Source organism: Streptomyces sp. NPDC000075, from assembly GCF_040301925.1.
Classification (GTDB): domain Bacteria; phylum Actinomycetota; class Actinomycetes; order Streptomycetales; family Streptomycetaceae; genus Streptomyces; species Streptomyces polychromogenes.
This window is the reverse complement of the sequence record NZ_JBEPFL010000034.1, coordinates 1-26,007: the sequence shown is the minus strand read 5'-3', so window position 1 is coordinate 26,007 and position 26,007 is coordinate 1. Positions and strand designations below refer to the sequence as shown.

Here is a 26,007-nt window from a genome sequence, read left to right as displayed (position 1 = left end):
CCCGGGCCTTCCCCGGGCGGACGCCGGACCCACCCCGGTGCTCCCCTGGGCCGGAGCCGGAGCCGGAGCCGGAGCCGGAGCCGCTCAGCTGCCCGGGAGTCCCGAGGCGGCGCGGGAGCAGCCCGCCGTGCCTGCTCCGGGCCTGCCCCGGGCCGGTGCCGACACCGGACCGGGGTCCAGGCCGGCGGCGGAGGGTGCCACCGTGCCCCGGCAGAAGGCCGGCAGCCACCGGCCCCGGGTGGGCGGGACCGGTCCCGTCGGGCCCGAGCCGGCGGTGCTGCCCGACCTGCTGGACCACCCCGACCCGGCCACCGCCGCCGAGTCCGCCACCGTCGAGAACCTGCTCCGCTGCTGGGTCCGCGAGAACGGCATCGGCCGCCCCGACGGGCCCCCCGGAACCCTGCTCCGCATCCCCCTCCCCGCATCCGCCGCCGCGCTGCTCGTCCCCGTCCGCCACTGGTCCGAGGCCGGCTGGCACCGCTTCGCGCCGGCCCGGCTCGAAGGCGCCCCCGCCGACGCCCCCGCCGTGGACGCCGTCACCCTCGCCGCCCTGATCGCCCGCGAAGGCAACGGCCGCGGCGCCGATCTCGTCGGCCGGGTCGCCGACTCCGTACGCCACACCGCCGCGTTCATCGCCGACCGGCGCCGCCGCCCCACCGCCCCCGCTCCCATCGCGGGGGACCTCTTCCTCACCGCCGAACAGTCCCTCCTCCTCGGTCACCCCCTCCAGCCGGACCCGAAGAGCCGCGAGGGACTCTCCGAAGCCGAAGCGCACCACTACTCACCCGAACTCCACGGCTCCTTCCCCCTGCACTGGATCGCCGTCGCACCCACGGCCCTCGCCACCGACTCCGCCTGGACCGAACGCGGCCGCCCCGTCTCCGCCGCCCAGCTCCTCGCCCGTATCGCCCCCGGGCTCCCGCTGCCCGCCGGCACCACCCCCCTTCCCCTGCACCCCTGGCAGGCCCGCGACCTCTTCCAGCGCCCCGGTGTCGCCGCCCTCCGCGACGCGGGACTCCTCACCGACCTGGGCCCGTACGGAACCCCCTGGTACCCCACCTCCTCCGTTCGCACCGTCCACCGCCCCGGCGCCCCCGCGATGCTGAAGCTGTCCCTGGGCCTGCGCATCACCAACTCCCGCCGGGAGAACCTCCGCAAGGAACTCCACCGAGGCGTCGAGGTGCACCGGCTGCTCCGCACCGGCCTCGCCGAGCAGTGGCAGACCGCCCACCCCGGCTTCGACATCGTCCGCGACCCCGCCTGGGTCGCCGTCGACGCCCCGGACGGCACCCCCGTGCCGGGCCTCGACGTCCTGCTCCGCCACAACCCCTTCCGTTCCGACGACGACGCCGTCTGCGTCGCCGCACTCACCGCCCCGCGCCCCTGGCCCGGTCGCACCACGATGCGCTCCCGGCTCGCCGAGACCGTCTCCCGGCTCGCCGCCTCCACCGGCCGCCCCGCCTCCGCCGTCGCCACCGAGTGGTTCCTGCGCTACCTCGACCAGGTCGTCCTGCCGGTCCTGGCCTTCGACTCACTCGCCGGCATCGCCCTCGAAGCCCACCAGCAGAACACCCTGGTGCTCCTCGACCGGGCCGGCTGGCCCGTCGGCGGCCGCTTCCGCGACAACCAGGGCTACTACTTCCGCGACTCCCGGCGTACCGAACTGGAACACCGGCTCCCCGGCATCGGCCGCGCCAGCGACACCTTCGTCCCGGACGCCGTCACCGACGAACGCTTCGCCTACTACCTCGGCATCAACAACGTGCTCGGCCTCATCGGCGCCTTCGGCTCCCAGCGGCTCGCCGACGAGCGCGTACTCCTCGCCGCGTTCCGCCGGTTCCTCGGCAAGGCCACGGGCCTCGGCCCGCTCCCCGCGCAGCTGCTCGATTCACCCACCCTCCGCTGCAAGGCGAACCTGCTCACCCGCCTGGGCGGCCTCGACGAGCTCGTGGGCCCCGTCGAAACGCAGTCCGTCTACGTCACCATCACCAACCCCCTCCACGACTGACGCGGTCCCACCGAGACGGAGAAGAGCCCGATGCCTCCCACCGACACGACCACCGACACGACCACCGGAACCGCCACCGACCCCGACCGCTACGGCACGGCCCACCACGAGACCGCCGAACAACGCTTCACCGTCGGCCTGTTGCCCCTGCTCGCCGAAGCGGACCTCCTCGACTCGCCCGCAGGCTGGAGCGCCCTGCCCACACCCGTCGGGGTCTTCCGCCTCGAACCCGTACGGCCGGGCCGGGACCTCCCGCTCCTCACCCGCTGGATGAACGACCCGGCCGTCGCCGCCTACTGGGAGCTGGCCGGCGCCTCCGCCGTCACCGCAGCCCACCTGAGGGCCCAGCTCGACGGAGACGGCCGCAGCATCCCCTGCCTCGGCGTCCTCGACGGCACCCCGATGAGCTACTGGGAGATTTACCGGGCCGACCTCGACCCGGTCTCGCGCCACTACCCGGCGCGCCCCCACGACACGGGTATCCACCTGCTGATCGGAGACGGCACGAACCGCGGCCGGGGCCTGGGGACCACGCTGCTGCGCGCCGTCACCGAGCTCGTCTTCGACAACCGCCCCCGCTGCACACGGGTCATCGCCGAACCGGACATCCGCAACACCCCCTCCGTATCAGCCTTCCTTGCCGCCGGTTTCCGCTACGCCACGGAAATCGAACTTCCCGGGAAGCGCGCCGCCCTGATGATCCGGGAGCGGTCGCTGCGCAATCTGCTCTGATCGCCGCAGCCGACCCGCTGCCGTCCGTCCCAGGCTCCCAGGCCTGTTGCCTCGCGCCTCTCCCTTCGAAAACTCCGTGCCCCGCCGCGGAGTTCCCGATCATCGAGGAGTCAAGTGCAGAATTTCCCCGTAAGCCCCGGCTCCGCGGAACCCGCAATCCCCTGGTCGCCCCAACACCCCTGCACGCCGCCCGAACTCAACCGTCCGACCTGGGACGCCGCCGCCCGCCGGCTGCTCGCCAAGATGCTCGCCGAGTTCGCGTACGAGGAGATCATCGTCCCCGCTCCGGCGCCGGCGCCCGAGGGTGACGCCTGGACCCTGGCCCTCGACGACGGCAGCAGCCTGGGCTTCCGCGCCCGCCGCCGCGCCTACGGGAGCTGGCAGGTCGCGCCGGACACCATCACCCTCACCCCGCCGCCCCCCGCCACCGAGCCTCCGACGGCCTTCGCGGACCCCTACGGATTCCTCGTCCGCGCCCGCGGCCTCCTCGGCCTCGACGGACCCACCCTCGGCCACCTGATCCGCGAGCTCGGCGCCACCCTCGCCGCCGACGCCCGCCTCGACCACCACGCCCTCACCGCCGACGTCCTCGCCGACCTGGACTACGCCGCCCTCGAAGGGCACCAGACGGGCCACCCCTGGCTCGTCCCGAACAAGGGCCGCGTCGGATGGTCCGCCGCCGACGCCGCCGCCTGGGCCCCGGAAGCCCGCACCCCGCAGCGCCTGCCCTGGCTCGCGGCCCACACCTCCCTCGCCGAGTACCGGGGCGGTGCCGGCCTGGAAGACCCCGCACGCCTCTACGCGGCCGAACTCGACCCCGTCACCCGGGCCGCCTTCGACGGGGTCCTGCGCGACCGGGGCCTGGACCCCCTGCGCTACCTCTACCTGCCCGTCCACCCCTGGCAGTGGGACCAGGTCGTCCTCCCCCTCTTCGCGCCCGCCCTCGCCTCCGGCGCACTGGTCCCGCTCCCCGCCGACCCGGACGAACGGCTGCCCCAGCAGTCCGTCCGCACCTTCCTCAACCTCACCCGCCCCGACCGCCACAGCGTCAAGCTGCCGCTGTCCGTCTTCAACACCATGGTCTGGCGCGGCCTGCCCAGCGACCTCGCCCTCGCCGCCCCCGTCGTGACGGCCTGGATCCACTCCGTTCGCGACGCCGACCCCTTCCTCCGCGACGAATGCGGGGTGATCCTGCTCGGCGAGGTCGCGTCCGTCACGGTCCGCCACCCCGTGTACGACCGGCTCCCCGAGGTCCCCTACCAGTACAAGGAACTCCTCGGCGCGATCTGGCGCGAGCCCCTGGGCCCCCACCTGGCCCCCGGCGAGCGCGCCCGCACCCTCGCCTCGCTCCTCCACACCGACCCGCGCGGCCGCTCCTTCACGGCCGAGCTCGTCGCCCGCTCCGGCCTGACCCCCGTGGTGTGGCTCCGGCGGCTCTTCGCCGCGCTGCTGCCCCCGCTGCTCCATTTCCTCTACCGCTACGGCACCGTCTTCTCCCCCCACGGCGAGAACGCGGTCGTGATCTTCGACGAGCACGACGTGCCGGTCCGGCTCGCGGTCAAGGACTTCGTGGACGACGTCAACCTCAGCCGGACCCCGCTGCCCGAGCACGCGTCCCTGCCCGACGAGGTCCGCGCCGTCCTGCTCACCGAGCCGCCCGGCTTCCTCACCCAGTTCATCCACTCCGGCCTGTTCGTCGGCGTCTTCCGGTACCTGGCCCCCCTGTGCGAGGACCGGCTCGGCGTCCCCGAGGACGAGTTCTGGTCCCTCGTACGGGCGGAGATCCTCCACCACCAGGCCCGCTTCCCCGAGCTCAAGGACCGCTTCGAGCTCTTCGACCTGCTCACCGAGCGGATCGACCGGATCTGCCTCAACCGCAACCGGCTCCACGAGGACGGTTACCGTGACCGCCCCGACCGGCCCCACGCCGTCACCCACGGCACCGTCCCCAACCCCCTGCACCGCCCGTGAGGCCGGATCGGTACGCCACTGTCAGCGGCGCCCCGTAGGGTTGGTCCTGCTATGACGAAGCCCTCCCTCCCCGACCTGCTGCACGCCGCCGTCTCCGCCGTCGGCGGTTCGGAGCGCCCCGGCCAGGTGGCCATGGCCGAAGCCGTCGCCGAAGCGATCGACGACAACTCCCATCGGCTGATCCAGGCCGGCACCGGGACCGGCAAGTCCCTCGGCTACCTGGTCCCGGCCCTCGCCCACGGCGAGCGGGTCGTCGTGGCCACGGCGACGCTGGCGCTCCAGCGCCAGCTCGTCGAGCGCGACCTGCCGCGGACGGTCGAGGCGCTGCATCCGCAGCTGCGCCGCCGGCCGCAGTTCGCCATGCTCAAGGGCCGGTCGAACTACCTGTGCCTGCACCGGCTGCACGAGGGCGCCCCGCAGGACGAGGAGGAGGGCCTCTTCGACCAGTTCGAGGCGGCCGCGCCCACCAGCAAGCTCGGCAAGGACCTGCTGCGCCTGCGCGACTGGGCGGACGAGACGGAGACCGGCGACCGGGACGACCTCACCCCCGGCGTCTCCGACAAGGCCTGGAGCCAGGTCTCGGTCTCCTCCCGGGAGTGCCTGGGTGCCACGAAGTGCGCGTACGGCGCAGAGTGCTTCGCCGAGGCCGCCCGCGAGCGGGCCAAGCTCGCGGACGTGGTCGTCACCAACCACGCCCTGCTCGCCATCGACGCCATCGAGGGCGCCCCCGTCCTGCCCCAGCACGAGGTGCTGATCGTGGACGAGGCCCACGAGCTGGTCTCCCGCGTCACCGGCGTCGCCACCGGCGAGCTCACCCCGGGACAGGTCAACCGGGCGGTGAAGCGTGCCGCCAAGCTGGTCGACGAGAAGACGGCGGACTCCCTGCAGACCGCTTCCGAGACCTTCGAACGGGTGATGGAGCTGGCGCTCCCCGGCCGCCTGGAGCAGATCCCCGAGGACCTCGGCTACGCCCTGGCCGCGCTGCGCGACTCCGCGCGCAATGTGATCTCCGCGATCGGCGCCACCCGCGACAAGTCCGTCCACGACGAGGACGCCGTCCGCAAGCAGGCCCTGGCCGCCGTGGAGAACGTCCACGCGGTGGCCGAGCGGATCATGATCGGATCCGAGTACGACGTGGTCTGGTACGAGCGCCACGACCGCTTCGGCGCCACCCTCCGGGTCGCGCCGCTGTCGGTGTCCGGGCTGCTGCGCGAGAAGCTCTTCGAGGACCGCTCGGTGGTCCTCACCTCCGCCACCCTCAAGCTCGGCGGGGACTTCAACGGCGTCGCCGCCTCGCTCGGCCTCTCCCCGGAAGGGGTCGAGGGTGAGGGCGTGCCGCTCTGGCGGGGCCTGGACGTGGGCTCCCCGTTCGACTACCCGAAGCAGGGCATCCTCTACGTCGCCAAGCACCTGGCCACCCCGGGCCGGGAGGGCACCCGCGGCGACATGATGGACGAGCTGGCGGAACTGATCGAGGCGGCGGGCGGCCGCGCCCTCGGCCTCTTCTCCTCCATGCGCGGGGCGAAGGCCGCCGCGGAGGAACTGCGCGGGCGGCTCGACAACCCGATCCTGCTCCAGGGCGAGGAGACGCTGGGCGAGCTGATCAAGTCCTTCGCCGCAGACCCGCGCACCTGCCTGTTCGGGACGCTCTCCCTCTGGCAGGGCGTGGACGTGCCCGGTCCCAGCTGCCAGCTGGTCATCATGGACCGGATCCCGTTCCCGCGCCCCGACGACCCGCTGATGAGCGCGCGGCAGAAGTCGGTGGAGGAGAACGGCGGCAACGGGTTCATGGCGGTCGCCGCGACGCACGCCGCCCTGCTGATGGCGCAGGGCGCCGGCCGGCTCGTACGTGCCTCCGGCGACCGGGGCGTCGTCGCGGTGCTCGACCCCCGACTGGCGACGGCACGGTACGGCAGCTTCCTCCGGGCCTCGCTGCCCGACTTCTGGTACACCACGGACCGCAACCAGGTCCGCCGCTCCCTCGCCGCGATCGACGCGAGCGCGCAGGCCGACGGCAAGTAACACCGCCCCGTCCCCGAGAGGGGCGTACAGCGGGCATACAACAGCTCCGGGACCGGCGCAGAGGGTCCCGGAGCTGGCTGAGGGGCGAGGGATCAGACCCGGCGCAGGACCGCGACGACCTTGCCGAGGATGGTCGCCTCGTCGCCCGGGATCGGCTGGTAGGCGGCGTTGTGCGGGAGCAGCCACACGTGGCCGTCCTCCCGCTTGAATCGCTTGACGGTGGCCTCGCCGTCCAGCATCGCGGCGACGATGTCGCCGTTCTCCGCGACGGGCTGGCGACGGACGGTGACCCAGTCGCCGTCGCAGATGGCGGCCTCGATCATCGAGTCGCCGACGACCTTCAGTACGAACAGCTCACCGTCGCCGACGAGCTGGCGGGGGAGCGGGAACACGTCCTCGACCGACTCCTCGGCGAGGATCGGGCCGCCGGCCGCGATCCGGCCGACCAGCGGGACGTAGGAGGCGGCGGGCTTGCCGGTGGTGTCGGTGGGCTGCGAGCTGGGCTGGTCGGAGCCGCGGACCTCGTAGGCGCGGGGACGGTGCGGGTCCCGGCGCAGGAAGCCCTTGCGCTCCAGGGCCATCAGCTGGTGCGCGACGGAGGAGGTGCTGGAGAGGCCGACGGCCTGGCCGATCTCCCGCATCGACGGCGGGTAGCCGCGCCGCTGCACCGAGTCCCGGATGACCTCGATGACCCTTCGCTGCCGGTCCGTGAGCCCGGAGCTGTCGGCGCGGATGCCTGGAGGTCGCCCTGGCAGCGAGCGTGCGGGGCGCACTGCGGCCTCCGCCTCCGGGTTCAGGCTTGCGTCGTTCATGGCATGCACCGGCTCGAGTCGGCTCTGGGAGCGGTTCTGGGCAGTGATGGTGGCACTGTCTGCGGTGGTGGTCACGTCGGCCCCTCTCGAAATGTTCTCCCTAGCTGGACAACGGTAGTAGCTTTCGAAAGGTTGCGCCAAACACACGTTCGAGTGAAAAATCGCGGATCGCCCACCTGGGCTAGAGCGGCGGGTGTATGGCCGACCGGTGCGGATGGCCGGCCGGGCGGGGGGTCCGGAGGCGTGTGGCCGACCCCTCGTCCGAACGCGGATTCGGAACCGCGTCTGCTGCTTACGGTACCCTTCCCGGTTGGGTCGCCACCCTTCGGGCCTCTGCCCAGTGTGGCAGCGAAACCCGTGAAATCCGGCCATCGAGCCCCGCGACACGCGTAGGGGCGCAAATCCTCCCCAACGCAAGATCTAGTGGTTGGATGAGCGTCACAACCCACAAGTTGTGGTCCACGGTCTGCTCGAACCTCCGGGATCGCATATGCTTGTGGCTGCTTCACGGGCCCCCGGCAGAGACTTGCTCTCTGTCGCCGAAGGGCTCCGTGGGGTGATTCAGCCGTGCCAAGAGGAGGGTGAGGGAACCATGCACTGCCCCTTCTGCAGGCACCCCGACAGCCGCGTCGTCGACAGCCGCACCACCGACGACGGAACGTCGATCCGCAGACGCCGTCAGTGCCCCGACTGCTCCCGTCGCTTCACGACGGTGGAGACGGCCTCGCTGATGGTGATCAAGCGAAGCGGGGTCACCGAACCCTTCAGCCGCACCAAGGTCATCTCTGGCGTCCGCAAGGCGTGCCAGGGGCGGCCGGTCACCGAGGACGCCCTCGCCAAGCTCGGCCAGCGGGTCGAGGAGGCGGTGCGCGCCACCGGGAGCGCCGAGCTGACCACCCACGACGTGGGCCTGGCCATACTCGGCCCGTTGCAGGAGCTCGACCTGGTCGCGTACCTGCGGTTCGCGTCCGTCTACAAAGCTTTCGACACCCTTGAAGACTTCGAGACCGCCATCGCGGAACTCCGCGAACCGCGGCCTCACCCCCATGAGTGCGAGCCCGGAGGGACCCCCCCGGTCGTCCCCGTGCCCGCCTCCGCCGCCGACTGACCGGACGGGGCCGCAGCGCAGTGCGGCCCGGCCGGTCGGCAGGGCGAGATTCGTAGATACAAGACACAGCATTGTGCCGCGGAATATCGCTGGCACTTTAGGGCGTTTTTGCCCGCATATGGGAGGCAGGCGGCATGACAGAGACGGCGAGCAGCTCGGCACGTGGTTCCCGCGCCAAGGGGACCAAGGCCGCCAAGGGCGGCCTGCGGATCGAGCGCATCCACACCACCCCCGGCGTGCACCCGTACGACGAGGTGAACTGGGAGCTCCGTGACGTCGTCATGACCAACTGGCGCGACGGCTCGGTCAACTTCGAGCAGCGCGGCGTCGAGTTCCCCGACTTCTGGTCGGTGAACGCGGTCAACATCGTCACCAGCAAGTACTTCCGCGGCGCCGTCGGCACGCCGCAGCGCGAGACCGGCCTGAAGCAGCTCATCGACCGCATCGTGAAGACGTACACGAAGGCGGGCGAGGACTACGACTACTTCGCGTCCCCCGCCGACGCGGAGATCTTCGAGCACGAGCTGACCTACGCCCTCCTGCACCAGATCTTCAGCTTCAACTCCCCGGTGTGGTTCAACGTCGGCACGCCCCAGCCGCAGCAGGTTTCCGCCTGCTTCATCCTGTCCGTCGACGACTCCATGGAGTCCATCCTCGACTGGTACAAGGAAGAGGGCATGATCTTCAAGGGCGGCTCCGGCGCCGGCCTGAACCTCTCCCGCATCCGCTCCTCCAAGGAGCTTCTCTCCTCCGGCGGCAACGCCTCCGGCCCGGTCTCCTTCATGCGCGGCGCCGACGCGTCCGCCGGAACGATCAAGTCGGGCGGCGCCACCCGCCGCGCGGCCAAGATGGTCGTCCTGGACGTGGACCACCCGGACGTCGAGGACTTCATCGCCACCAAGGTGAAGGAGGAGGAGAAGATCCGCGCCCTGCGCGACGCGGGCTTCGACATGGACCTGGGCGGCGACGACATCACGTCCGTCCAGTACCAGAACGCCAACAACTCCGTCCGTGTGAACGACGAGTTCATGACGGCCGTCGAGAACGGCACCGAGTTCGGCCTGCGTGCCCGCATGACCGGTGAGGTCATCGAGAAGGTCGACGCCAAGGCGCTGTTCCGCAAGCTCGCCGAGGCCGCGTGGGCCTGTGCCGACCCGGGCATCCAGTACGACGGTGTGATCAACAACTGGCACACCTGCCCCGAGTCCGGCCGCATCACCGCGTCCAACCCCTGCAGCGAGTACATGCACCTGGACAACACGTCCTGCAACCTCGCCTCGCTGAACCTGATGAAGTTCCTGAACGACGACGGCAAGGGCGACCAGTCCTTCGACGCCGAGCGCTTCGCCAAGGTCGTCGAGCTCGTCATCACCGCGATGGACATCTCCATCTGCTTCGCGGACTTCCCGACGCAGAAGATCGGCGAGAACACCCGCGCCTTCCGCCAGCTGGGCATCGGCTACGCCAACCTCGGGGCCCTGCTGATGGCCACCGGCCACGCCTACGACTCGGACGGCGGCCGCACCCTCGCCGCCTCGATCACCTCGCTGATGACCGGCACCGCGTACAAGCGCTCCGCCGAGCTGGCCGCCATCGTCGGCCCGTACGACGGCTACGCCCGCAACGCCGACTCGCACAAGCGCGTCATGAAGCAGCACGCCGACGCCAACGCCGTCGCGCCGCGCACCGACGACCTGGACAACGCGATCTGGGCCGCCGCCACCGAGGCCTGGCAGGACGTCCTGCGCCTCGGCGAGAAGAACGGCTTCCGCAACGCCCAGGCCTCCGTCCTCGCGCCGACCGGCACCATCGGTCTCGCGATGTCCTGCGACACCACCGGTGTCGAGCCGGACCTGGCCCTGGTCAAGTTCAAGAAGCTCGTCGGCGGCGGCTCGATGCAGATCGTCAACGGCACCGTCCCGCAGGCCCTGCGCCGCCTGGGTTACCAGGAGGAGCAGATCGAGGCGATCGTCACCCACATCGCCGAGCACGGCAACGTCGTCGACGCCCCCGGCCTGAAGACCGAGCACTACGAGGTCTTCGACTGCGCGATGGGCGAGCGCTCCATCTCCCCGATGGGCCACGTCCGCATGATGGCCGCGATCCAGCCCTGGATCTCCGGCGCGATCTCGAAGACGGTCAACATGCCGGAGACGGCGACCGTCGAGGAGATCGAGGAGATCTACTTCGAGGCGTGGAAGCTGGGCGTCAAGGCGCTCGCGATCTACCGCGACAACTGCAAGGTCGGCCAGCCCCTTTCCGCCAAGAAGAAGGAGGAGGAGAAGGCCGAGATCACCGAGAAGGCCGAGGAGACCATCCGCACGGCGGTCGAGAAGGTCATCGAGTACCGCCCGGTCCGCAAGCGCCTCCCCAAGGGCCGCCCGGGGATCACCACCTCCTTCACGGTCGGTGGCGCCGAGGGCTACATGACGGCCAACTCCTACCCGGACGACGGCCTGGGCGAGGTCTTCCTGAAGATGTCCAAGCAGGGTTCGACCCTCGCGGGCATGATGGACGCCTTCTCCATCGCCGTCTCCGTCGGCCTGCAGTACGGCGTCCCGCTGGAGACGTACGTCGCGAAGTTCACCAACATGCGCTTCGAGCCGGCCGGTATGACGGACGACCCGGACGTGCGGATGGCGCAGTCGATCGTCGACTACATCTTCCGTCGCGTGGCGCTGGACTTCCTGCCCTTCGAGACCCGCTCGGCCCTCGGCATCCACTCCGCCGAGGAGCGCCAGCGCCACCTCGACACCGGCTCCTACGAGCCGCTCGAGGAGGAGCTCGACACCGAGTCCCTGGCCCAGTCGGCGCCCGTCGCCCCCGTGGCCGCCAAGCCGGTGACGATCGCCCCGGTCCCGGCCCCGAAGACGGCGCACAGCAACGCCGAGCTGGTCGAGATGCAGATGGGCGTCTCCGCCGACGCCCCGCTGTGCTTCTCCTGCGGCACGAAGATGCAGCGCGCCGGCTCCTGCTACATCTGCGAGGGCTGCGGCTCCACCAGCGGCTGCAGCTGACGGCTGACGCCTAGCACCGCGTGAGAGGGTGCCGACCCACGGGTCGGCACCCTCCTCGGCGTTCGTGGAGCGGGAGCGGGTGAATACGGGTTGGTGCGCGGCGCGGGCGTGGCGATCATTGAGCGGGGCCCGCGGGTACGCGCGGGCCGGGGAACGGCGCGGCGGGGGAGCGGATCGGTATGTGGAACGGTGACGAGCTGGATCTGGGCGCCTATCTGGCGCGGATCGGGCTCGGGGGTGACGGCCGGGAACTGCGGCCGGACCTCGAGACGTTGTACGCGGTGCACCGGGCCCACACCGCCGCCATCCCCTTCGAAAGCCTGGACGTCCTGCTCGGCCGCCCCGTCGCGCTGGAGGTCAAGGCCCTGGAGGACAAGCTCGTGCACGGCCGTCGCGGCGGCTACTGCTACGAGCAGAACTCGCTGCTGGCCGCCGCCCTGGAGCGGATCGGCTTCGAGGTCTCCGGGCGCGGCGCCCGCAACCGCACCCGGGGCGACACCCTCCTCGCTGTAACGCACGCGGTCCTCGTCGTCACCGTCGGAGGCGAACCGTGGCTCTGCGACGCGGGGTTCGGCTACCAGGGCCCGCGCGAGCCCGTTCCGCTCGGGCGGCCCGGGGCCGAGGTGCGCCAGGGCCCGTGGACCTTCGCCGTCCATGAGGAGGAGGACGGTGTCCTGGTCCTTCGCTTCCGCCGTGGTGATGCCTGGCGCGACCTGTACGCCTTCTCCCCGCAGCGCTACCACCCCGTCGACTACGTCGTGCTGAACCATTACAGCTCCACCCACCCCCGCTCCTCCTTCATCGGACGCACCCTCGTGCAGCTCCCGGGGCAGGAGGTGCGCACGACGCTCGTGGGACGGGAGCTGACGCGCCTGTACCCGGACGGGCGGACCGAGCGGGAGACCGTCGGACCGGACGGGCTGCTCGCGCTGCTCGACCGGGAGTTCGGCCTTCGCCTGCCCGCGCGGGATGCGGCCGAACTGGTACGGATCCACCGCTCCGAGTACTGACCGGCGCCGCGCCCGGGCCCGTACGATGGCGCGGTGCTGGTCAAGTGGATTCGCTGCACGGTGACGGACCGACGCGGGTTCGAGCGCGGGCAGCGCAAGTGGGCGGGGCTGCCCGGCGAACCCGGATTCCGGGGGCAGGGCGGCGGCTGGAGCAGAGGCCGGCAGGGGGTCGCGCATGTCTTCGCGTTCTGGGAGAGCCGCTCCTTCTACGACTCCTTCATGGCCCGCTCGCACGACAGACTGGCGGCCGCGCAGAGCGGCACCTACACCGACGCCCGGGTCACGCTCTTCGACTACCGCTTCGACGTGAAGACCGGCTTCGAGCCGCGCTTCAGCGACGCCGACGTGGTCCGGGTCGCGCACACCCGCGTCCGTGAAGGCCGGGTGGAGCACTTCGCGCTGATGCAGGAGAAGGTCTGGAACCCCGCCATGGCGGGTTCGCCCGGCATGATCCGGGGCCTCTTCGGGGAGGCGCCGGGCCGGGAGTTCCTCGTGCTGTCCATGTGGCGCGCGGCTGCCGAACACGGCAAGTACCGGCAGGAGCGCGTGGAGCGGCTCTCGCTGCGTGCCCAGACCGAGGCCGACGTCGAGGCGCTCACCGGGGACGTCGTGGATCTCGAACCCGGCTGGACGGTATGACCGTACGAGGAATCCCCGTCCGTGACCGGCGTGCCCGGGGCGTCCGCGCCCCGGGGGGCCGCATAGGGTCGGGGCATGGTCCGACCACGGCGCATCGTCCTCGTCCGGCACGGGGAATCGGAGGGAAACATCGATGACACGGTGTACGAGCGCGAGCCCGACCACGCCCTGCGGCTGACCCGGGCCGGCCGCGAACAGGCCGCCGAGGCCGGGGTCCGGCTGCGCGAGCTCTTCGGCGACGAGCACATCAGCGCGTACGTCTCCCCGTACCGGCGCACCCTCCAGACCTTCCGTGAGCTGCGCCTGGACCCCACGCGGGTGCGGATGCGCGAGGAGCCCCGGCTGCGCGAGCAGGACTGGGGCAACTGGCAGGACCGTGACGACGTCAAGCTCCAGAAGGCCTACCGCGACGCCTACGGGCACTTCTTCTACCGCTTCGCGCAGGGCGAGTCGGGCGCCGACGTCTACGACCGCGTCGGCTCCTTCCTGGAGAGCCTCTACCGCAGCTTCGAGGCACCCGACCACCCCGAGAACGTCCTGCTGGTGACGCACGGGCTGACGATGCGGCTGTTCTGCATGCGCTGGTTCCACTGGTCGGTCGCCGAGTTCGAGGCCCTCTCCAACCCCGGGAACGGCGAATTCCGGATCCTGATGCTGGGTTCCGACGGCCGCTACCGGATGGACCGCCCGTTTGAGCGGTGGACCACACCCGAGCCTTATGACCTGGACGGCTAAAGTGGCGCGCGATGACCGCTGATTCCGCTTCCGAACGGCGCTACGCACGCGCCCTGTCCAGCCTTCGTGGGCTGGCTCTGGGGGACGCCCTGGGCTCCCAGTACTTCGTTCCCGTGAACTACCCGCTGCTCAAGCGGCGCGAGCTGCCGGCCGGCAGCGAGCCGTGGCAGTGGACCGACGACACCGAGATGGCCTGCTCGGTGGTGGCCGTGCTCGCCGCGCACGGACGCATCGACCAGGACGCGCTGGCCGCCTCGTTCGCCGAGCACCACGACTTCGACCGGGGCTACGGTCCCGCCGTGAACCGGATGCTGCGCCTGGTCCGCGAGGGCGAGGACTGGCGCACCCTGGCCGCCGAGCTCTTCAACGGGCAGGGTTCCTGGGGCAACGGCGCCGCCATGCGGATCGCTCCGCTGGGCGCCTGGTACGCGGAGGACCCCGAGCAGGCCACCCACCAGGCGGAGATCTCCGCCTACACCACTCACCAGCACCGCGAGGCGGTGTGCGGGGCGATGGCCGTCGCCGCCGCGGCCGCGCTGGCGGCGGCCCCGGCCGGGCCGCCGGCCGCCGAGGAGCTGCTGGACGGGGTGATCGCGCTGGTGCCGCGCAGCGCCGTGGGCGCGGGCGTGCGCCGGGCGCGGGACATGCTGGACTACGGCGACGCGAACACCGTCGCGGCCGTGCTGGGCTGCGGACGGCGTACGAGCGCCCACGACACGGTGCCGTTCGCGCTGTGGTCGGCCGCGCGGGCGCTGGACGACTTCGAGCGGGCCTTCTGGACCACGGCCCAGGTGGGCGGGGACGTGGACACCACCTGCGCGATCGTGGGCGGGATCCTGGGCGCGCGCGGGCCCGGCGCCCTTCCGCCGGCCTGGCTGGACCGCACGGAGGCCCTCCCGGCCTGGCTGCCGGAGGTGCCGGCCTAGACCGCGCCCGCCGGGGGCTTCACCCAGGGAAGGCGGGCGCGGGGGAGGCCCCGCGCCCGGGTCCTGTCATACGGGTGGCCGCCCTCGGCCCGCCCGCGGCCTGCGCGTGCGGATGTGTGACGTCAGCGGTGCGTCGGCCGGGACGGGCGCCGCGCGCGTGCTTCACGAATGCGATCCCGCCCGGGGCGGCTTCTTCCGTGAGGTCATCCGGAAGGGGCGCGCGAGTCGGCGCACCGGCTGATTCGGAGCCGGTGATCCGCGGAACCGAGCGGGGGAGGCTGGTCCGGACGCCGCGAATCCGCTGACCGCCACCCCGCACCCGGCGATGCCGATGTACCGCACCAAGGTATGCGCAAGCGAACGGCCGGGCCGCGAGACGCCCCGTCCGAGCGCTTGCCGCAGGCCGGGGTGTGCAGGCGGCCCGGGGCGGCGTACCCTTGCTGGCGCCATGCCGTACGAAGCACCCACCCACACCGTCGAGCGCTCCCTCCGTGCAACCACCGGCGCCAAGGTCATCGCCGGGGTCGACGAGGTCGGACGAGGGGCCTGGGCCGGTCCCGTCACCGTGTGTGCGGCCGTCACCGGTCTGCGCCGGGCGCCCGAGGGCCTCACCGACTCGAAACTGCTCACCCCCAGGCGACGCGACGAACTGTTCGACGTCCTGCAGGCCTGGGTGACCGCTCACGCCCTCGGGCACGCCTCCCCGGAGGAGATCGACGAGCTGGGGATGACGGCCGCGCTGCGGCTCGCGGCGGTACGTGCCCTGGACGCCCTTCCGGTGCGGCCCGACGCGGTGATCCTCGACGGCAAGCACGACTACCTCGGCCGGCCCTGGCAGGTCCGTACGGTGATCAAGGGTGACCAGTCCTGCATCGCCGTCGCCGCGGCCTCGGTGATCGCCAAGGTCCAGCGCGACCGGATGATGGCCGCGCTGGGTGAACCGGGCGACGGGATCGAGGACTTCGCCTTCGGCGCCAACGCCGGTTACCCGTCCCCCGTGCACCGCGCCGCACTGGAGGAGCGCGGGCCCACCGCGTACCACCGGCTCTCGTGGTCGTACCTCGACGCGCTGCCCCAGTGGCGGCACTTGAAGAAGGTGCGCCGCAGCGAGGAAGCGATGGAACTGGAAAACGGAGGCCAACTCGGCTTCGATTTCTGATCGCACCCACGTGCCACCCACCGGTACGTTTCGTACCGGTGTTTGATAGACATCAACTCATGCCTCTCACCCCCGCCATCGAGGAGCCTCAGATTCACGAGAGTGCCCAGGGTCCCCGCGTCACGCCGGCCGCGAGCCGCACCGCGCAGACCCCCCGCCCCGTACCTGGTCCGCGTCCCGTCGCCGTACCCCGGCCCGGGCGCCCCGGTCCCGTCCGCCCCGCCCCGCCCGCCCAGCGTGCGGCACAGGCCGTCCCCGGACCCGTTCCCGCGGCGGCCCCCGCCGCCCCGTCCGTCTCGGCCGCGGTGCCGCAGGTCCAGCTGATCCCGGCTTCCGCCGAGGGTGCGCTGGACGCGGCCGAGGAGGCCGTGGACCTGCTGCTCGACACCGGGCGCGCGCCCGGCGACATCCTGGTGCTCACCACGGGCGACCCGCACCCGTGGGCCGCGCACGAGCTGTCCTTCGGCGAGGCCTCCTACTGGGCCCAGCACGACGCCGGGGACGACGTCTTCTACGCGGACGCGGCGCAGGTGCAGCGCGCCGCCGGCCGTCCCGTCGTGGTCTTCGCGGCCAACGGCGGACCGGCCGGGACGATCGCCGAGGCACTGCCGGTCGCGCTCGCGCGGGCAGGTGCGCTGCTCGTCGTCTGCGGAGACGTGAAGCAGATCAACTCCGTGCTGGGCGCGGGCGTCTGACGCCCCGTCCCGGCGGGCGAGGGGCCGGGCGATCTGCACGCCCGCCCCGCCGAGGTCCGAGGCCCGACCAGCCGTACCCCGCCTCCGCGGGAGTACGGCCGCCGGGGCCTGGACCGCACCCCCTGGCAGGGCGCGGACGCGGTCCCGGCTAGCGGGCGGCCGCTCGGCGCAGGGGCTCGACCGCGCCGCCTGCGGTGCTCAGGGGGAGGGGCGCTATCTCGGTCATGGAACCGAGGCGCTCGGGCCGTGACTCCGAGCTGGGGTGACGTCCGCCCCGGCCTTCGCCGAGCACCTGCCAGCCCCCGCGGGTCAGGGTGATGTACGCGCCGCAGCGCAGCCCGTGCAGGGTGCAGGCGTCCCGCAGCCCCCACATCCAGGCCCCGTCCTCCTCGGTCCACCGCTCGTCCCCGTCGCGGCAGTACATCAGCACCGCCGTCCGGACCGGGGTGCGCCGCCGCAGGTCGTGCGGGATGACCCGGCGCAGCCGGGACAGCAGGGCGTTGCGGTACTCCCAGCCGTCCGCCGAGGCCGAGCGCTGCACGAACGAGGCGCTGGCGACGAGCCGTTCCTCGGGCCCGAGCACGGCTATGACGGCGGTCGACGGCTCCGGGCTGTGCCGCGAGTGCAGACCGCTGACCACCTCGCGCGGGTTGCGCAGCAGGGGAACCCCCGCCGCGGTCCACTCGGAGGGTTCGAGCAGTCGGCCGTGCCGACTGGCGCCACCGGTGGCCGTTGTCAAGGACGCGGTCGCGGGCGGGGCGAAACCGAAGGTCACGGTCCTCCCTTCGGGTACACGCCCGCGAACGGGCACGGCTGAGGTGTGGGCGCGCCGCAGCGAGGCCCAGGAGAGTGCCGACGAGCCGAGCGGGAGCACTCCGATTCTCGCGTGGCCCGCGACGGTGGGGCAATGAGCATTTGAGGACGCGGACCGGAATTCGCCGGTATGCCGTTCATATCCTTGCCCCGCCACGCCGGAGACGACTCATTCCGCTACGGCTGAAGCGCGAGCACCAGCGGAAACACTCCCTTCACCCCCGCTCGCCGCAGCAGCCGGGCGGCCACTGCGAGGGTCCAGCCGCTCTCCGCGCGGTCGTCGACGAGGAACACCGGACCAGGGACCTCGGACAGGCTCGCCGCGAGAGCTGGCGGCACGGTCAATGCCTGGTGGAGCCCCCGGACCCGCTGGGCGCTGTTGGAGGACGGCAGCCCGAACTCCGGGGCCAGCTCGGTGTACTCCAGCGCTCCGAGCAGCGGAATCCGACCGACCTCCGCGATCCGCGCGGCCAGTGAGGCGACCAGCTGCGGGCGGCTGCGCGAGGGCAGCGCGACCACGCCCACGGGCCGTGCCGGGGCGTCCTGGGCGCCGGAGGCCCAGCCACCCGGTCCCCGGGCCCAGTCGGCCAGTACGGCCACCACGGCCTGGGCCACATCGTCCGGAACCGGCTGGTCGGGTGCCTGGGGGGCGAGCATCGGGCGCAGCCGGTTGCCCCAGCCGATGTCGGACAGCCGGCCCAGTGCCCGTCCGGGCGCGGCCTGTTCGCCGGCCGGGATCCGGCCCTTGAGGTCGACGCCCACCGCCGCCAGTCCGGTCGGCCACATCTTGCGCGGCTCCAGTTCCACCCCCGGGCGGCCCAGTTCCCCCCGGGCGGTGTCCAGCGAGGCGGAGGAGACCGCCGCTGTGAAGCGGGCGCCGGCGCAGTTGTCGCAGCGGCCGCAGGGCGCGGCCTCCTCGTCGTCGAGCTGACGGCGCAGGAACTCCATCCGGCATCCGGTCGCCGCCGCGTAGTCGCGCATCGCCTGCTGCTCGGCGGCCCGCTGCCGGGCGACCCACGCGTAGCGCTCCGCGTCGTACGCCCAGGGCTCGCCGGTGGAGGTCCAGCCGCCCTTGACCCGGTGGACCGCGCCGTCCACGTCGAGCACCTTGAGCATCGTCTCCAGGCGGGTGCGCCGCAGGTCGACCAGGGGCTCCAGGGCGGGCAGCGACAGCGGGCGGCCGGCCTGCGCCAGGACGTCCAGGGTGCGGCGCACCTGCTCCTCCGGAGGGAAGGCGACGGAGGCGAAGTACTGCCAGATCGCCTCGTCCTCGCGGCCGGGGAGCAAGAGCACCTCGGCGTGCTCGACGCCACGGCCGGCGCGGCCGACCTGCTGGTAGTAGGCGATGGGGGAGGAGGGGGAGCCGAGGTGCACCACGAAGCCGAGGTCGGGCTTGTCGAAGCCCATGCCGAGCGCGGAGGTGGCCACGAGGGCCTTGACCCGGTTCGCCTGGAGGTCGTTCTCCGCCTGCTCGCGGTCGGCGTTCTCGGTCTTGCCGGTGTACGAGGAGACGGTGTGCCCGCGATGGCGCAGGTAGGCGGTGACCTCCTCGGCGGCGGCCACCGTCAGGGTGTAGATGATCCCGGAGCCGGGGAGGTCGCCGAGGTGGTCGGCGAGCCAGGCCAGCCGGTGCGCCGCGTCGGGCAAGGTCAGTACGGCCAGGCTCAGGCTCTCGCGGTCGAGGGGGCCGCGCAGCACCAGGGCGTCCGTGCCCGCTCCGGTGCCGAGCTGTTCGGCCACGTCGGCCGTCACCCGGGCGTTGGCGGTGGCCGTCGTCGCCAGGACCGGGACGCCCGGCGGGAGGTCGGCCAGCATCGTGCGCAGCCGGCGGTAGTCGGGGCGGAAATCGTGTCCCCAGTCGGAGATGCAGTGCGCCTCGTCGACCACGAGCAGGCCGGTGGCGGCCGACAGCTTGGGCAGTACCTGGTCGCGGAACTCGGGGTTGTTGAGGCGCTCCGGGCTGACGAGGAGGACGTCCACCTCGCCGGCGGCGACCTCGGCCTGGATGCCCTCCCACTCCTCGGGGTTGGCGGAGTTGATGGTGCGCGCACGGATGCCGGCGCGGGCGGCCGCCTCGACCTGATTGCGCATCAGCGCGAGCAGCGGGGAGACGATCACGGTGGGTCCGGCGCCGCTCGCCCGCAGCAGGGAGGTGGCGACGAAGTAGACCGCGGACTTGCCCCAGCCCGTGCGCTGGACGACCAGGGCGCGCCGCTTGTGCGCGACGAGGGCCTCGATCGCCCGCCACTGGTCCTCGCGCAGCCGTGCGGTGCCCGTGGGGTCGCCCACGAGGCGGGCGAGTACGGAATCGGCGGAGGACCTCAGGTCTGCGTTCATGCCCCCATGCAACCCGATCCCTCTGACATCGCGCCAATGCGTGCCCCGGCCTGTGGATGTTGAAAGATGGACGAGTTATCCACAGGGGTTTCCGGATCGGATCGCGCACGGGACCTTCGAGTCATGACGACGAACCACGAATCACGCAGCTCGTCCGGCCGGCCGTCCATCAGCCCCGCCGGAGCCCCCACCGCCCCTCAGATCACCCTGCGCAGCCCGGCCGAACTGGCCGACGCGCTGCCCTACATGCTCGGCTTCCACCCCACCGACTCCCTCGTCATGGTCGCCGTCCACGGCGAGCGCGGCCGCTTCGGCGGCCGGCTCCGCGTCGGGATCCCCACCGCGCCCGCCGAATGGGAGGACACCGCCCGCCAGGTCGCCGAATGCCTGATCAAGGGCAGTGAACGGCGCGGGGACAAGCCCGACGGCATCGTGCTCTTCGTCTGCCAGGACCCGGCCGGCGGGGAGAGCGCGCAGCGGGTCATGACCCGCCTGCGGCCGCTCGCCCAGCGCGTGCGGACCGCCTGCGGCGCCCTGGACGTCCCGGTCCTGGAGGCCCTGTGCCTCTCCGGCGGCCGCTACTGGTCGTACGTGTGCCCCGAGGCCGACTGCTGTCCGGCCGAGGGGACGCCGCTGGCGGTTCCCGGCACCTCGGTGATGGCCGCGGCGGCCACCTTCGCCGGGCTCCGGGTCCGCGGTTCCCTCAAGGACATCGAGAAGCGGATGTCGCCGCTCGGTGGAGCCTGGGCCACGGAGCAGGAGCAGGCCCTGGAGCGGGCAGCCGTGTCCCTCGTACCGAGGATCCTCGACGGGGAGACCCGCGAGGAGGTCGGCGCGCAGACCCTCGCGCTGGCCCGCACCCTCATGCGGCGCCTGACCCTCGCCCCGCCCGCCGAGGGCGGTCCCCGCGCGGACGACTGGGACGACGCGCTGCTCGGCCACGACGAGGCCGCCGCCGTGATCCTCGGCCTCCAGGACCGCGAGATCCGCGACATCGCCGCCGAGTGGATGGAGGGCGACGAGGCGGCACCGGCGCTGCGGCTCTGGCGCGCCCTGGCCCGGCGCTGTGTCGGCGCCTACGGGGAGCACGCGGCGGCCCCGCTCACCCTGGCCGGCTGGGTCTCGTGGTCCAGCGGGGACGAGCCGACCGCCCGCATCGCCCTCGGACTGGCCCTCCAGGCGGACTCCGAGTACCGCTTCGCCCAGCTGCTCCACCACGCCTGCAACGAGGGCATCGACCCCGAGGGGCTGCGCCAGTGCCTGCGCGAGGAGCGCAGGCGCCGCGAACCCCGCCGCAAGCGGACCGCTGCGCCCACCAGGCCGCCCGGCCGCCGGAGCGGGCAGCGCCGTCGCACCTCGCGCCGCACCGAGGGGAGCGGGCGGTGAGCGCCCGCCAGGCCCCCGTACCGAGCCGTCCCTCGCGGCGACTGTGGGGCGTGGCGGGCGCGGCCGCGCGCCGCCCACGCGCCACCCGGTGCGGGCCGCCACCACCGGGGCCCGTGACCCGGGCGGGGGTGGGGGCGTTCAGCCGGTGGGCGGTGGGGGTCCGGCCGCGCCGCCGCCCAGCGGAACCGGCCGGAGCGCAGACAAGGCGACAGATGACTCCCCCCGCACCGGAAGCCGGCCCGCCCGCAACCGCGACCGCCCCGACCTCCCGCCCGCCGCAGCCCCCGCCCGGCACCGCCCCCGCACCGGGCGCGCGGCCGCCCGGCGCGGAGTCCACCCCCGGCGCCCGGCACGACGGGCCGCCGTCCGGGGCCCGGGACGTCCCCGGCGCGCGATCGCCGGGGGCCCCGCCCGGGTATCCGGCCGGCCGTTCCTCCGAGCGCCCGGCGGGGGAGCGGTACGGCCCCGAGGGTGCTCCGGGGACGGTCGCTTCCGGGCCCGGGAGCGCCGGGACGCCGTCAGGGAGGGCCGGCGACGGGCCGGCGGGGAGACCGCCGCAGGCGCCCGGTGGCCCCGGGGGCGCGCCGCCCGGGGCGGGTGGGGGGCGGCGGGTCGAACTGCCGCCGGTGCACGAGGCCGTCATCTGCGTCGCCGCACCCTGCCTGGCCATCTCGCCCGAGCACGGCCAGCTGACCGGAAGGGGCATCGAGGGGATCTACCGGTCCGGCCGCCGGCTGCTGTCCCGCTGCGTGCTGCGCGTCGCCGGACGGGATCCGGTCCCCGTTCAGGGGCGCAGCCTCGGGGCCGACCGGGCCTCCTTCACCGCCACGGTCCGCACCGGGGTCGAGCCCGGCCCCGACCCCGACATCGGCGTCGAACGGGTACGGCACGCGGACGGCACCGAGCGCATCACCGTACGCAGCTTCGCGGCCCGGCCCCTGCGCCTGCCCGTGGAGGTCTCGCTCGGCACGGACCTGGCCGAACTCGCCGCGGTGGCGGCCGGCCGCGCCGGGCCGGAGCTCGCCGCCGGGGTGCACGCGGCCGGACTGCGCTGGAGCACGGAGGAGGCCCTCGCCGTCACCACCGCCGAACCGGCCCCCGACGACGCCCTCGCCACCGCCGGACTCCTGCGCTGGCAGCTCGAACTGGGGCCGGGGGAGTCCCGCAGCATCGAACTGCGGACCACCCGGGACCGCACCGCACGGGCCCCCGCCGGACAGGTCGCCAACCCGCTGGCGGAGGTCCGGGCCGAGGGGGACGACCCGAGGGCCGAGGCATGGCTGCGGACCAGCGTCGAGGACCTGCGCGCACTGCTCCTGCGGGACCCCGCGGAGCCGGGTGACGCCTTCGCGGCGGCGGGCGTGCCCTGGCGGCTCGGGCTGGCCCCCGCGGAGTCACTGTGGGCCGCCCGGATGGCGCTGCCCCTGGGCACCGGGCTCGCCGCCGCCACCCTGCGGACCCTGGCCCGCGGCCAGATCTCCGGCCGGGGCCCCGGGGCGGGCATGATCCCCGGACCACTGCGCGCCGCCGGACCGCAGCTGCCTCCGGGCTGCACCGGCACCGAAGCCACCCTCGGCTTCCCGGCGGTGCTCGCCGAGGCCCGCCGGTGGGGGCTCCCCGAGGACGACGTGGCCCGGCTCCTGCCCGCCGCCGAGCGGTGCCTGCACTGGCTCCGCTCGGCGCTGGGCAAGGACGGCCTGCTGGCCGACCCCGACCCGGGGCCCCGGCGGTGCGAGACCCAGGCACACGCCCACCGGGCCGCACTGCTCGGCGCCGATCTGCTCGACGGGTGCGGCCGGGCCGGAGCCGCCGAATGGCGGGAGTGGGCGGCGGCCCTGCGGGAGAGGTTCCTGGACCGCTTCTGGATCGACGGCCCGGACGGGGGCCGCCCCGCCGCCGCCCTGCACCCCGACGGCCGGCCGCTGGCCCGGCTGACGGGAGCGGCCGCGCACCTCCTCGACACCGGTCTGCTGGGCGGCGGGCGGCTCGCACCCGGCCTGCTCGACCGGATCCGCACCGAACAGCTCGCCCGGCTGCTCGGCGCCCCGGCGATGGATTCCGGCTGGGGGCTGAGGAGCATGGCGACCCGGGAACCGGGACACAACCCCTTCGGCCACCGCTCGGGCGCCGTCCGGGCCCACGAGAGCGCCGTCGCCGTGGCCGGACTGGCCCAGGCCGGCCACGACAAGGAGGCCGCGGGCCTGCTGCGGGGCCTGCTGGACGCGGCGCAGGTCTTCGGCTACCGGCTGCCGGAGATGTACGCCGCCGAGCAGCGCACCGCCGGCAGCGCCCCGCTCCCGCACCCGGCGGCCTGCCGGCCGGCCGCGGTGGCCGCCGCCGCGGGGATCCACGCCCTGACCGCCCTCGCGGGCATCCGTCCCGACGCCCCGGCGTCGACGGTCGCGGTGACCCCCCGGGCGGGCGCCCCCCTCGGCGCCCTGCGCCTGGCGGGGCTGCGGGTGGCCGGGGAGCCGTTCACCGTCCGGATCAGCCGTCTCGGCGTCGGCATGGTGGAGGAGGCCGCCGATGGGCTCCAACTGGGAGGGTGAGCAGCGCGCCGGGCGGGTGGGCCCGCCTGATCGCCGGGGTGCGGACTGGGTTCCAGATCACCGTCCTCGGGATCACGAAACCGCTGTTTATCGTCAGGCAGACGACTATGATCGCGGCATGTCGCCCTACGACCCGTCGGCCTTCCCGCCCTTCGCCGTCACCGTCGACCTGGTCGTGCTCACCGTGCGCCGCCACGCGCTCTGCGCGCTGGTCGTGCGACGGGGAGAGCAGCCGTTCCAGGGGCGCTGGGCGCTGCCCGGCGGCTTCGTCCGCGGGGACGAGGACCTCGCCGGCGCCGCGGCGAGGGAACTCGCCGAGGAGACCGGGCTGTGCGCGCACGACCCGGCCGCTCCCGGAGTGGACAACGGGGCGCACCTCGAACAGCTCGCCACCTACGGGGACCCGCAGCGCGACCCCCGGATGCGCGTGGTCAGCGTGGCCCACCTGGTGCTCGCCCCCGACCTCCCCGCACCCCGCGCGGGCGGGGACGCGAACAGCGCCCGCTGGGCTCCCGTCGACGAACTCCTGGAAGGCCCCGACCAGCCCGGCGCCGGCCTCGCCTTCGACCACGCGCGGATCCTTGCCGACGGCGTGGAGCGGGCCCGCTCGAAGATCGAGTACTCCTCGCTGGCCACCGCCTTCTGCCCGCCCGAGTTCACCGTCGGCGAGCTGCGCCGGGTGTACGAGGCCGTGTGGGGCGTGGCGCTCGACCCGCGCAACTTCCACCGCAAGGTCACCGGAACCCCGGGGTTCCTGGTGCCCGCCGGGGGGACGACGACCCGTCAGGGCGGCCGGCCCGCACAGCTGTTCCGGGCCGGCGGGGCGACCCTGCTCAACCCGCCGATGCTGCGGCCGGAGGTCTGACCTCCCGCCGGCGACGGGCGCCGGGCTCCGGCGGCCCCGGACGGCGGCATGGGCGGACACAGCCCGGACCGGTTGCATAGAAAATCGGACATATCGCGTTATCTTGCATGCGGTACTCACCCTGCCGCAGAGCGGTCTCACACCCTGCGAGAGAAGCGATGCTCCAGGCCATCGGACTCACCAGCACACCCCGTCGAGATCTGCCGCCCCTCGTGGACGACCTCACCTTCGAGGCCCGCCCGGGGTGCGTGACCGCCCTGCTCGGAGAGCCGGGTTCGGGCAAGACCACCGCCCTGCGGCTCATGCTCGAACTCGAACCGGGCCGCGGCATCACCTACTTCCGCGGACGCCCGCTGCACCGCATCCCGCATCCCGGCCGTGAGGTCGGCGTGCTGCTCGGCGACGTCCCCGGACATCCGTCGAGGACCGTCCGGGGCCAGCTGCGCATGCTGTGCGCGGCCGCGGGCGTCCCCGCCTCCCGGGCGGACACCATGATGGAGGTCGTCGGCATCGCGGGCCTGCGCGATCAGCGCCTCGGCTCACTCTCGGCCGGAATGGACCGTCGCGTCGCGCTGGCCGCCGCCCTGCTCGCCGACCCCTGCACCCTGCTCCTCGACGAACCGGCCGCCGGCCTCCAGCCGCGGGAACGCGCCTGGCTGCACGCGCTGCTGCGCGGCCACGCCTCCCTCGGCGGAGCCGTCCTGTTCACCACGGCCGACGCGAAGGAGGCCGCCCGCAGCGCGGACCGCGTCGTCTCCATCGCCTCGGGCCGCCTCGTCGCCGACCAGGAGGCCGCGGACTTCGCCCGCACCCGGCTGCGCCCGAGGGTCGCCGTGCGCACCCCGCACGCCGCCCGGCTGGCCGACGTGCTGGGCCGCGAGGCCCGGGCGGCGCACCGCGCCGTGGAGATCGTCGAGGAGAGCGGCAGCCGCCTCTCCGTGTACGGCAGCAACTGCGCCGAGATCGGCGAGGCGGCGTTCCGCAACGGCGTCCTGGTCCACCAGCTCGCCGACGAGACGGGCGACGCCGGAGCCCCCGTCACACCCGTCCCGCAGGCCCGCACCGGGGCCGGCGGGACGGTCAAGGCGGAGGCGCGGGTCGAGGCCGGAGCCCCCCTCCGGGCGGCGGCGGGCGCCGCCGCCCCCGCCGCCCCCGACGCCCGCCCGGACCAGCGGCCCGCCCCCGGCCACGGGTTCCGCGCCGAGCCGGGTCCCGGGGCCGGG

At 73.6% G+C, this 26,007-nt stretch carries 19 protein-coding genes; 16 read left to right on the top strand and 3 right to left on the bottom strand.

The annotated features are described in order from the left end of the window. The first annotated feature begins 127 nt into the window (after positions 1-127). The 4 genes from ABT403_RS30725 (at position 128) to ABT403_RS30710 (ending at position 6,733) form a co-directional block, all read left to right on the top strand. Entirely contained in the window at positions 128-2,008 is a 1,881-nt protein-coding gene (locus ABT403_RS30725; RefSeq protein WP_425580277.1) for an IucA/IucC family protein, read from the top strand. A gap of 30 nt (positions 2,009-2,038) precedes the next feature. Continuing rightward, the gene (locus ABT403_RS30720; RefSeq protein ID WP_344166022.1) at positions 2,039-2,740 is read left to right on the top strand and encodes a GNAT family N-acetyltransferase; all 702 of its coding nucleotides are present in this window, start codon (positions 2,039-2,041) and stop codon (positions 2,738-2,740) included. Between the two features lie 114 nt (positions 2,741-2,854). Then, positions 2,855-4,711, top strand: coding sequence for an IucA/IucC family protein (locus tag ABT403_RS30715; RefSeq protein WP_425580278.1), 1,857 nt, complete (start codon positions 2,855-2,857; stop codon positions 4,709-4,711). 51 nt (positions 4,712-4,762) lie between these two features. Next, on the top strand, positions 4,763-6,733 hold the full coding sequence (locus tag ABT403_RS30710; RefSeq protein ID WP_344166024.1) for an ATP-dependent DNA helicase: 1,971 nt from the start codon (positions 4,763-4,765) through the stop codon (positions 6,731-6,733). 92 nt (positions 6,734-6,825) lie between these two features. On the opposite strand, the gene lexA is transcribed toward ABT403_RS30710, so the two are convergent. Next, complete coding sequence (gene lexA / locus ABT403_RS30705; protein ID WP_344166026.1) at positions 6,826-7,620, bottom strand: transcriptional repressor LexA; 795 nt, start codon at positions 7,618-7,620, stop codon at positions 6,826-6,828. Between the two features lie 517 nt (positions 7,621-8,137). Between lexA and nrdR the strand changes: the two genes are divergently transcribed. The 8 genes from nrdR (at position 8,138) to ABT403_RS30665 (ending at position 16,834) form a co-directional block, all read left to right on the top strand. Next, positions 8,138-8,653, top strand: coding sequence for a transcriptional regulator NrdR (gene nrdR, locus ABT403_RS30700; RefSeq protein ID WP_079431988.1), 516 nt, complete (start codon positions 8,138-8,140; stop codon positions 8,651-8,653). Between the two features lie 134 nt (positions 8,654-8,787). Next, positions 8,788-11,670 (top strand): vitamin B12-dependent ribonucleotide reductase, encoded by a 2,883-nt coding sequence (locus ABT403_RS30695; RefSeq protein ID WP_344166030.1) that lies wholly within the window; start codon positions 8,788-8,790, stop codon positions 11,668-11,670. A 179-nt stretch (positions 11,671-11,849) separates the two neighbouring features. Next, on the top strand, positions 11,850-12,680 hold the full coding sequence (locus ABT403_RS30690) for an arylamine N-acetyltransferase family protein (protein ID WP_344166032.1): 831 nt from the start codon (positions 11,850-11,852) through the stop codon (positions 12,678-12,680). Between the two features lie 33 nt (positions 12,681-12,713). Next, a complete protein-coding gene (locus ABT403_RS30685) occupies positions 12,714-13,319 on the top strand; it encodes a YdbC family protein (RefSeq protein WP_344166035.1) in 606 nt (201 codons plus the stop codon). Between the two features lie 75 nt (positions 13,320-13,394). Next, positions 13,395-14,054, top strand: a complete 660-nt coding sequence (locus ABT403_RS30680; RefSeq protein ID WP_344166037.1) for a histidine phosphatase family protein — start codon at positions 13,395-13,397, stop codon at positions 14,052-14,054. Positions 14,055-14,065: 11 nt separating this feature from the next. Continuing rightward, a complete protein-coding gene (locus ABT403_RS30675) occupies positions 14,066-14,980 on the top strand; it encodes an ADP-ribosylglycohydrolase family protein (protein WP_344166039.1) in 915 nt (304 codons plus the stop codon). A 448-nt stretch (positions 14,981-15,428) separates the two neighbouring features. After that, positions 15,429-16,139, top strand: coding sequence for a ribonuclease HII (gene rnhB / locus ABT403_RS30670; RefSeq protein WP_344166041.1), 711 nt, complete (start codon positions 15,429-15,431; stop codon positions 16,137-16,139). A gap of 59 nt (positions 16,140-16,198) precedes the next feature. Next, positions 16,199-16,834 (top strand): hypothetical protein, encoded by a 636-nt coding sequence (locus ABT403_RS30665; RefSeq protein ID WP_344166043.1) that lies wholly within the window; start codon positions 16,199-16,201, stop codon positions 16,832-16,834. Between the two features lie 148 nt (positions 16,835-16,982). Here ABT403_RS30665 and ABT403_RS30660 read toward each other — a convergent pair whose 3' ends face one another. Continuing rightward, a complete protein-coding gene (locus ABT403_RS30660) occupies positions 16,983-17,609 on the bottom strand; it encodes a hypothetical protein (RefSeq protein WP_344166045.1) in 627 nt (208 codons plus the stop codon). Positions 17,610-17,824: 215 nt separating this feature from the next. Continuing rightward, positions 17,825-19,984 (bottom strand): RecQ family ATP-dependent DNA helicase, encoded by a 2,160-nt coding sequence (locus ABT403_RS30655; RefSeq protein ID WP_344166047.1) that lies wholly within the window; start codon positions 19,982-19,984, stop codon positions 17,825-17,827. 123 nt (positions 19,985-20,107) lie between these two features. On the opposite strand from ABT403_RS30655, the gene ABT403_RS30650 reads away from it, so the two are divergent. The 4 genes from ABT403_RS30650 to ABT403_RS30635 form a co-directional block, all read left to right on the top strand. Continuing rightward, positions 20,108-21,370 (top strand): DUF4192 domain-containing protein, encoded by a 1,263-nt coding sequence (locus ABT403_RS30650; protein WP_344166049.1) that lies wholly within the window; start codon positions 20,108-20,110, stop codon positions 21,368-21,370. 212 nt (positions 21,371-21,582) lie between these two features. Continuing rightward, positions 21,583-23,919 (top strand): glycogen debranching N-terminal domain-containing protein, encoded by a 2,337-nt coding sequence (locus ABT403_RS30645; RefSeq protein ID WP_425580279.1) that lies wholly within the window; start codon positions 21,583-21,585, stop codon positions 23,917-23,919. A 118-nt stretch (positions 23,920-24,037) separates the two neighbouring features. Next, the gene (locus ABT403_RS30640) at positions 24,038-24,784 is read left to right on the top strand and encodes an NUDIX hydrolase (RefSeq protein WP_344166051.1); all 747 of its coding nucleotides are present in this window, start codon (positions 24,038-24,040) and stop codon (positions 24,782-24,784) included. A 158-nt stretch (positions 24,785-24,942) separates the two neighbouring features. Beyond that, the coding region (locus ABT403_RS30635) for an ATP-binding cassette domain-containing protein (protein ID WP_351650303.1) at positions 24,943-26,007 on the top strand (1,065 nt) is incomplete at its 3' end.

Excerpts from the sequence above, each read along its gene's own strand:
- rnhB (WP_344166041.1), top strand. The coding sequence starts at position 15,429 with ATGCCGTACGAAGCACCCACCCACACCGTCGAGCGCTCCCTCCGTGCA.
- ABT403_RS30640 (WP_344166051.1), top strand. The coding sequence starts at position 24,038 with ATGTCGCCCTACGACCCGTCGGCCTTCCCGCCCTTCGCCGTCACCGTC.
- ABT403_RS30650 (WP_344166049.1), top strand. The coding sequence starts at position 20,108 with ATGACGACGAACCACGAATCACGCAGCTCGTCCGGCCGGCCGTCCATC.
- ABT403_RS30695 (WP_344166030.1), top strand. The coding sequence starts at position 8,788 with ATGACAGAGACGGCGAGCAGCTCGGCACGTGGTTCCCGCGCCAAGGGG.
- nrdR (WP_079431988.1), top strand. The coding sequence starts at position 8,138 with ATGCACTGCCCCTTCTGCAGGCACCCCGACAGCCGCGTCGTCGACAGC.
- ABT403_RS30690 (WP_344166032.1), top strand. The coding sequence starts at position 11,850 with ATGTGGAACGGTGACGAGCTGGATCTGGGCGCCTATCTGGCGCGGATC.
- ABT403_RS30720 (WP_344166022.1), top strand. The coding sequence starts at position 2,039 with ATGCCTCCCACCGACACGACCACCGACACGACCACCGGAACCGCCACC.
- ABT403_RS30655 (WP_344166047.1), bottom strand. The coding sequence starts at position 19,984 with ATGAACGCAGACCTGAGGTCCTCCGCCGATTCCGTACTCGCCCGCCTC.
- ABT403_RS30645 (WP_425580279.1), top strand. The coding sequence starts at position 21,583 with ATGACTCCCCCCGCACCGGAAGCCGGCCCGCCCGCAACCGCGACCGCC.
- ABT403_RS30665 (WP_344166043.1), top strand. The coding sequence starts at position 16,199 with ATGCCTCTCACCCCCGCCATCGAGGAGCCTCAGATTCACGAGAGTGCC.
- ABT403_RS30680 (WP_344166037.1), top strand. The coding sequence starts at position 13,395 with ATGGTCCGACCACGGCGCATCGTCCTCGTCCGGCACGGGGAATCGGAG.
- ABT403_RS30710 (WP_344166024.1), top strand. The coding sequence starts at position 4,763 with ATGACGAAGCCCTCCCTCCCCGACCTGCTGCACGCCGCCGTCTCCGCC.
- ABT403_RS30675 (WP_344166039.1), top strand. The coding sequence starts at position 14,066 with ATGACCGCTGATTCCGCTTCCGAACGGCGCTACGCACGCGCCCTGTCC.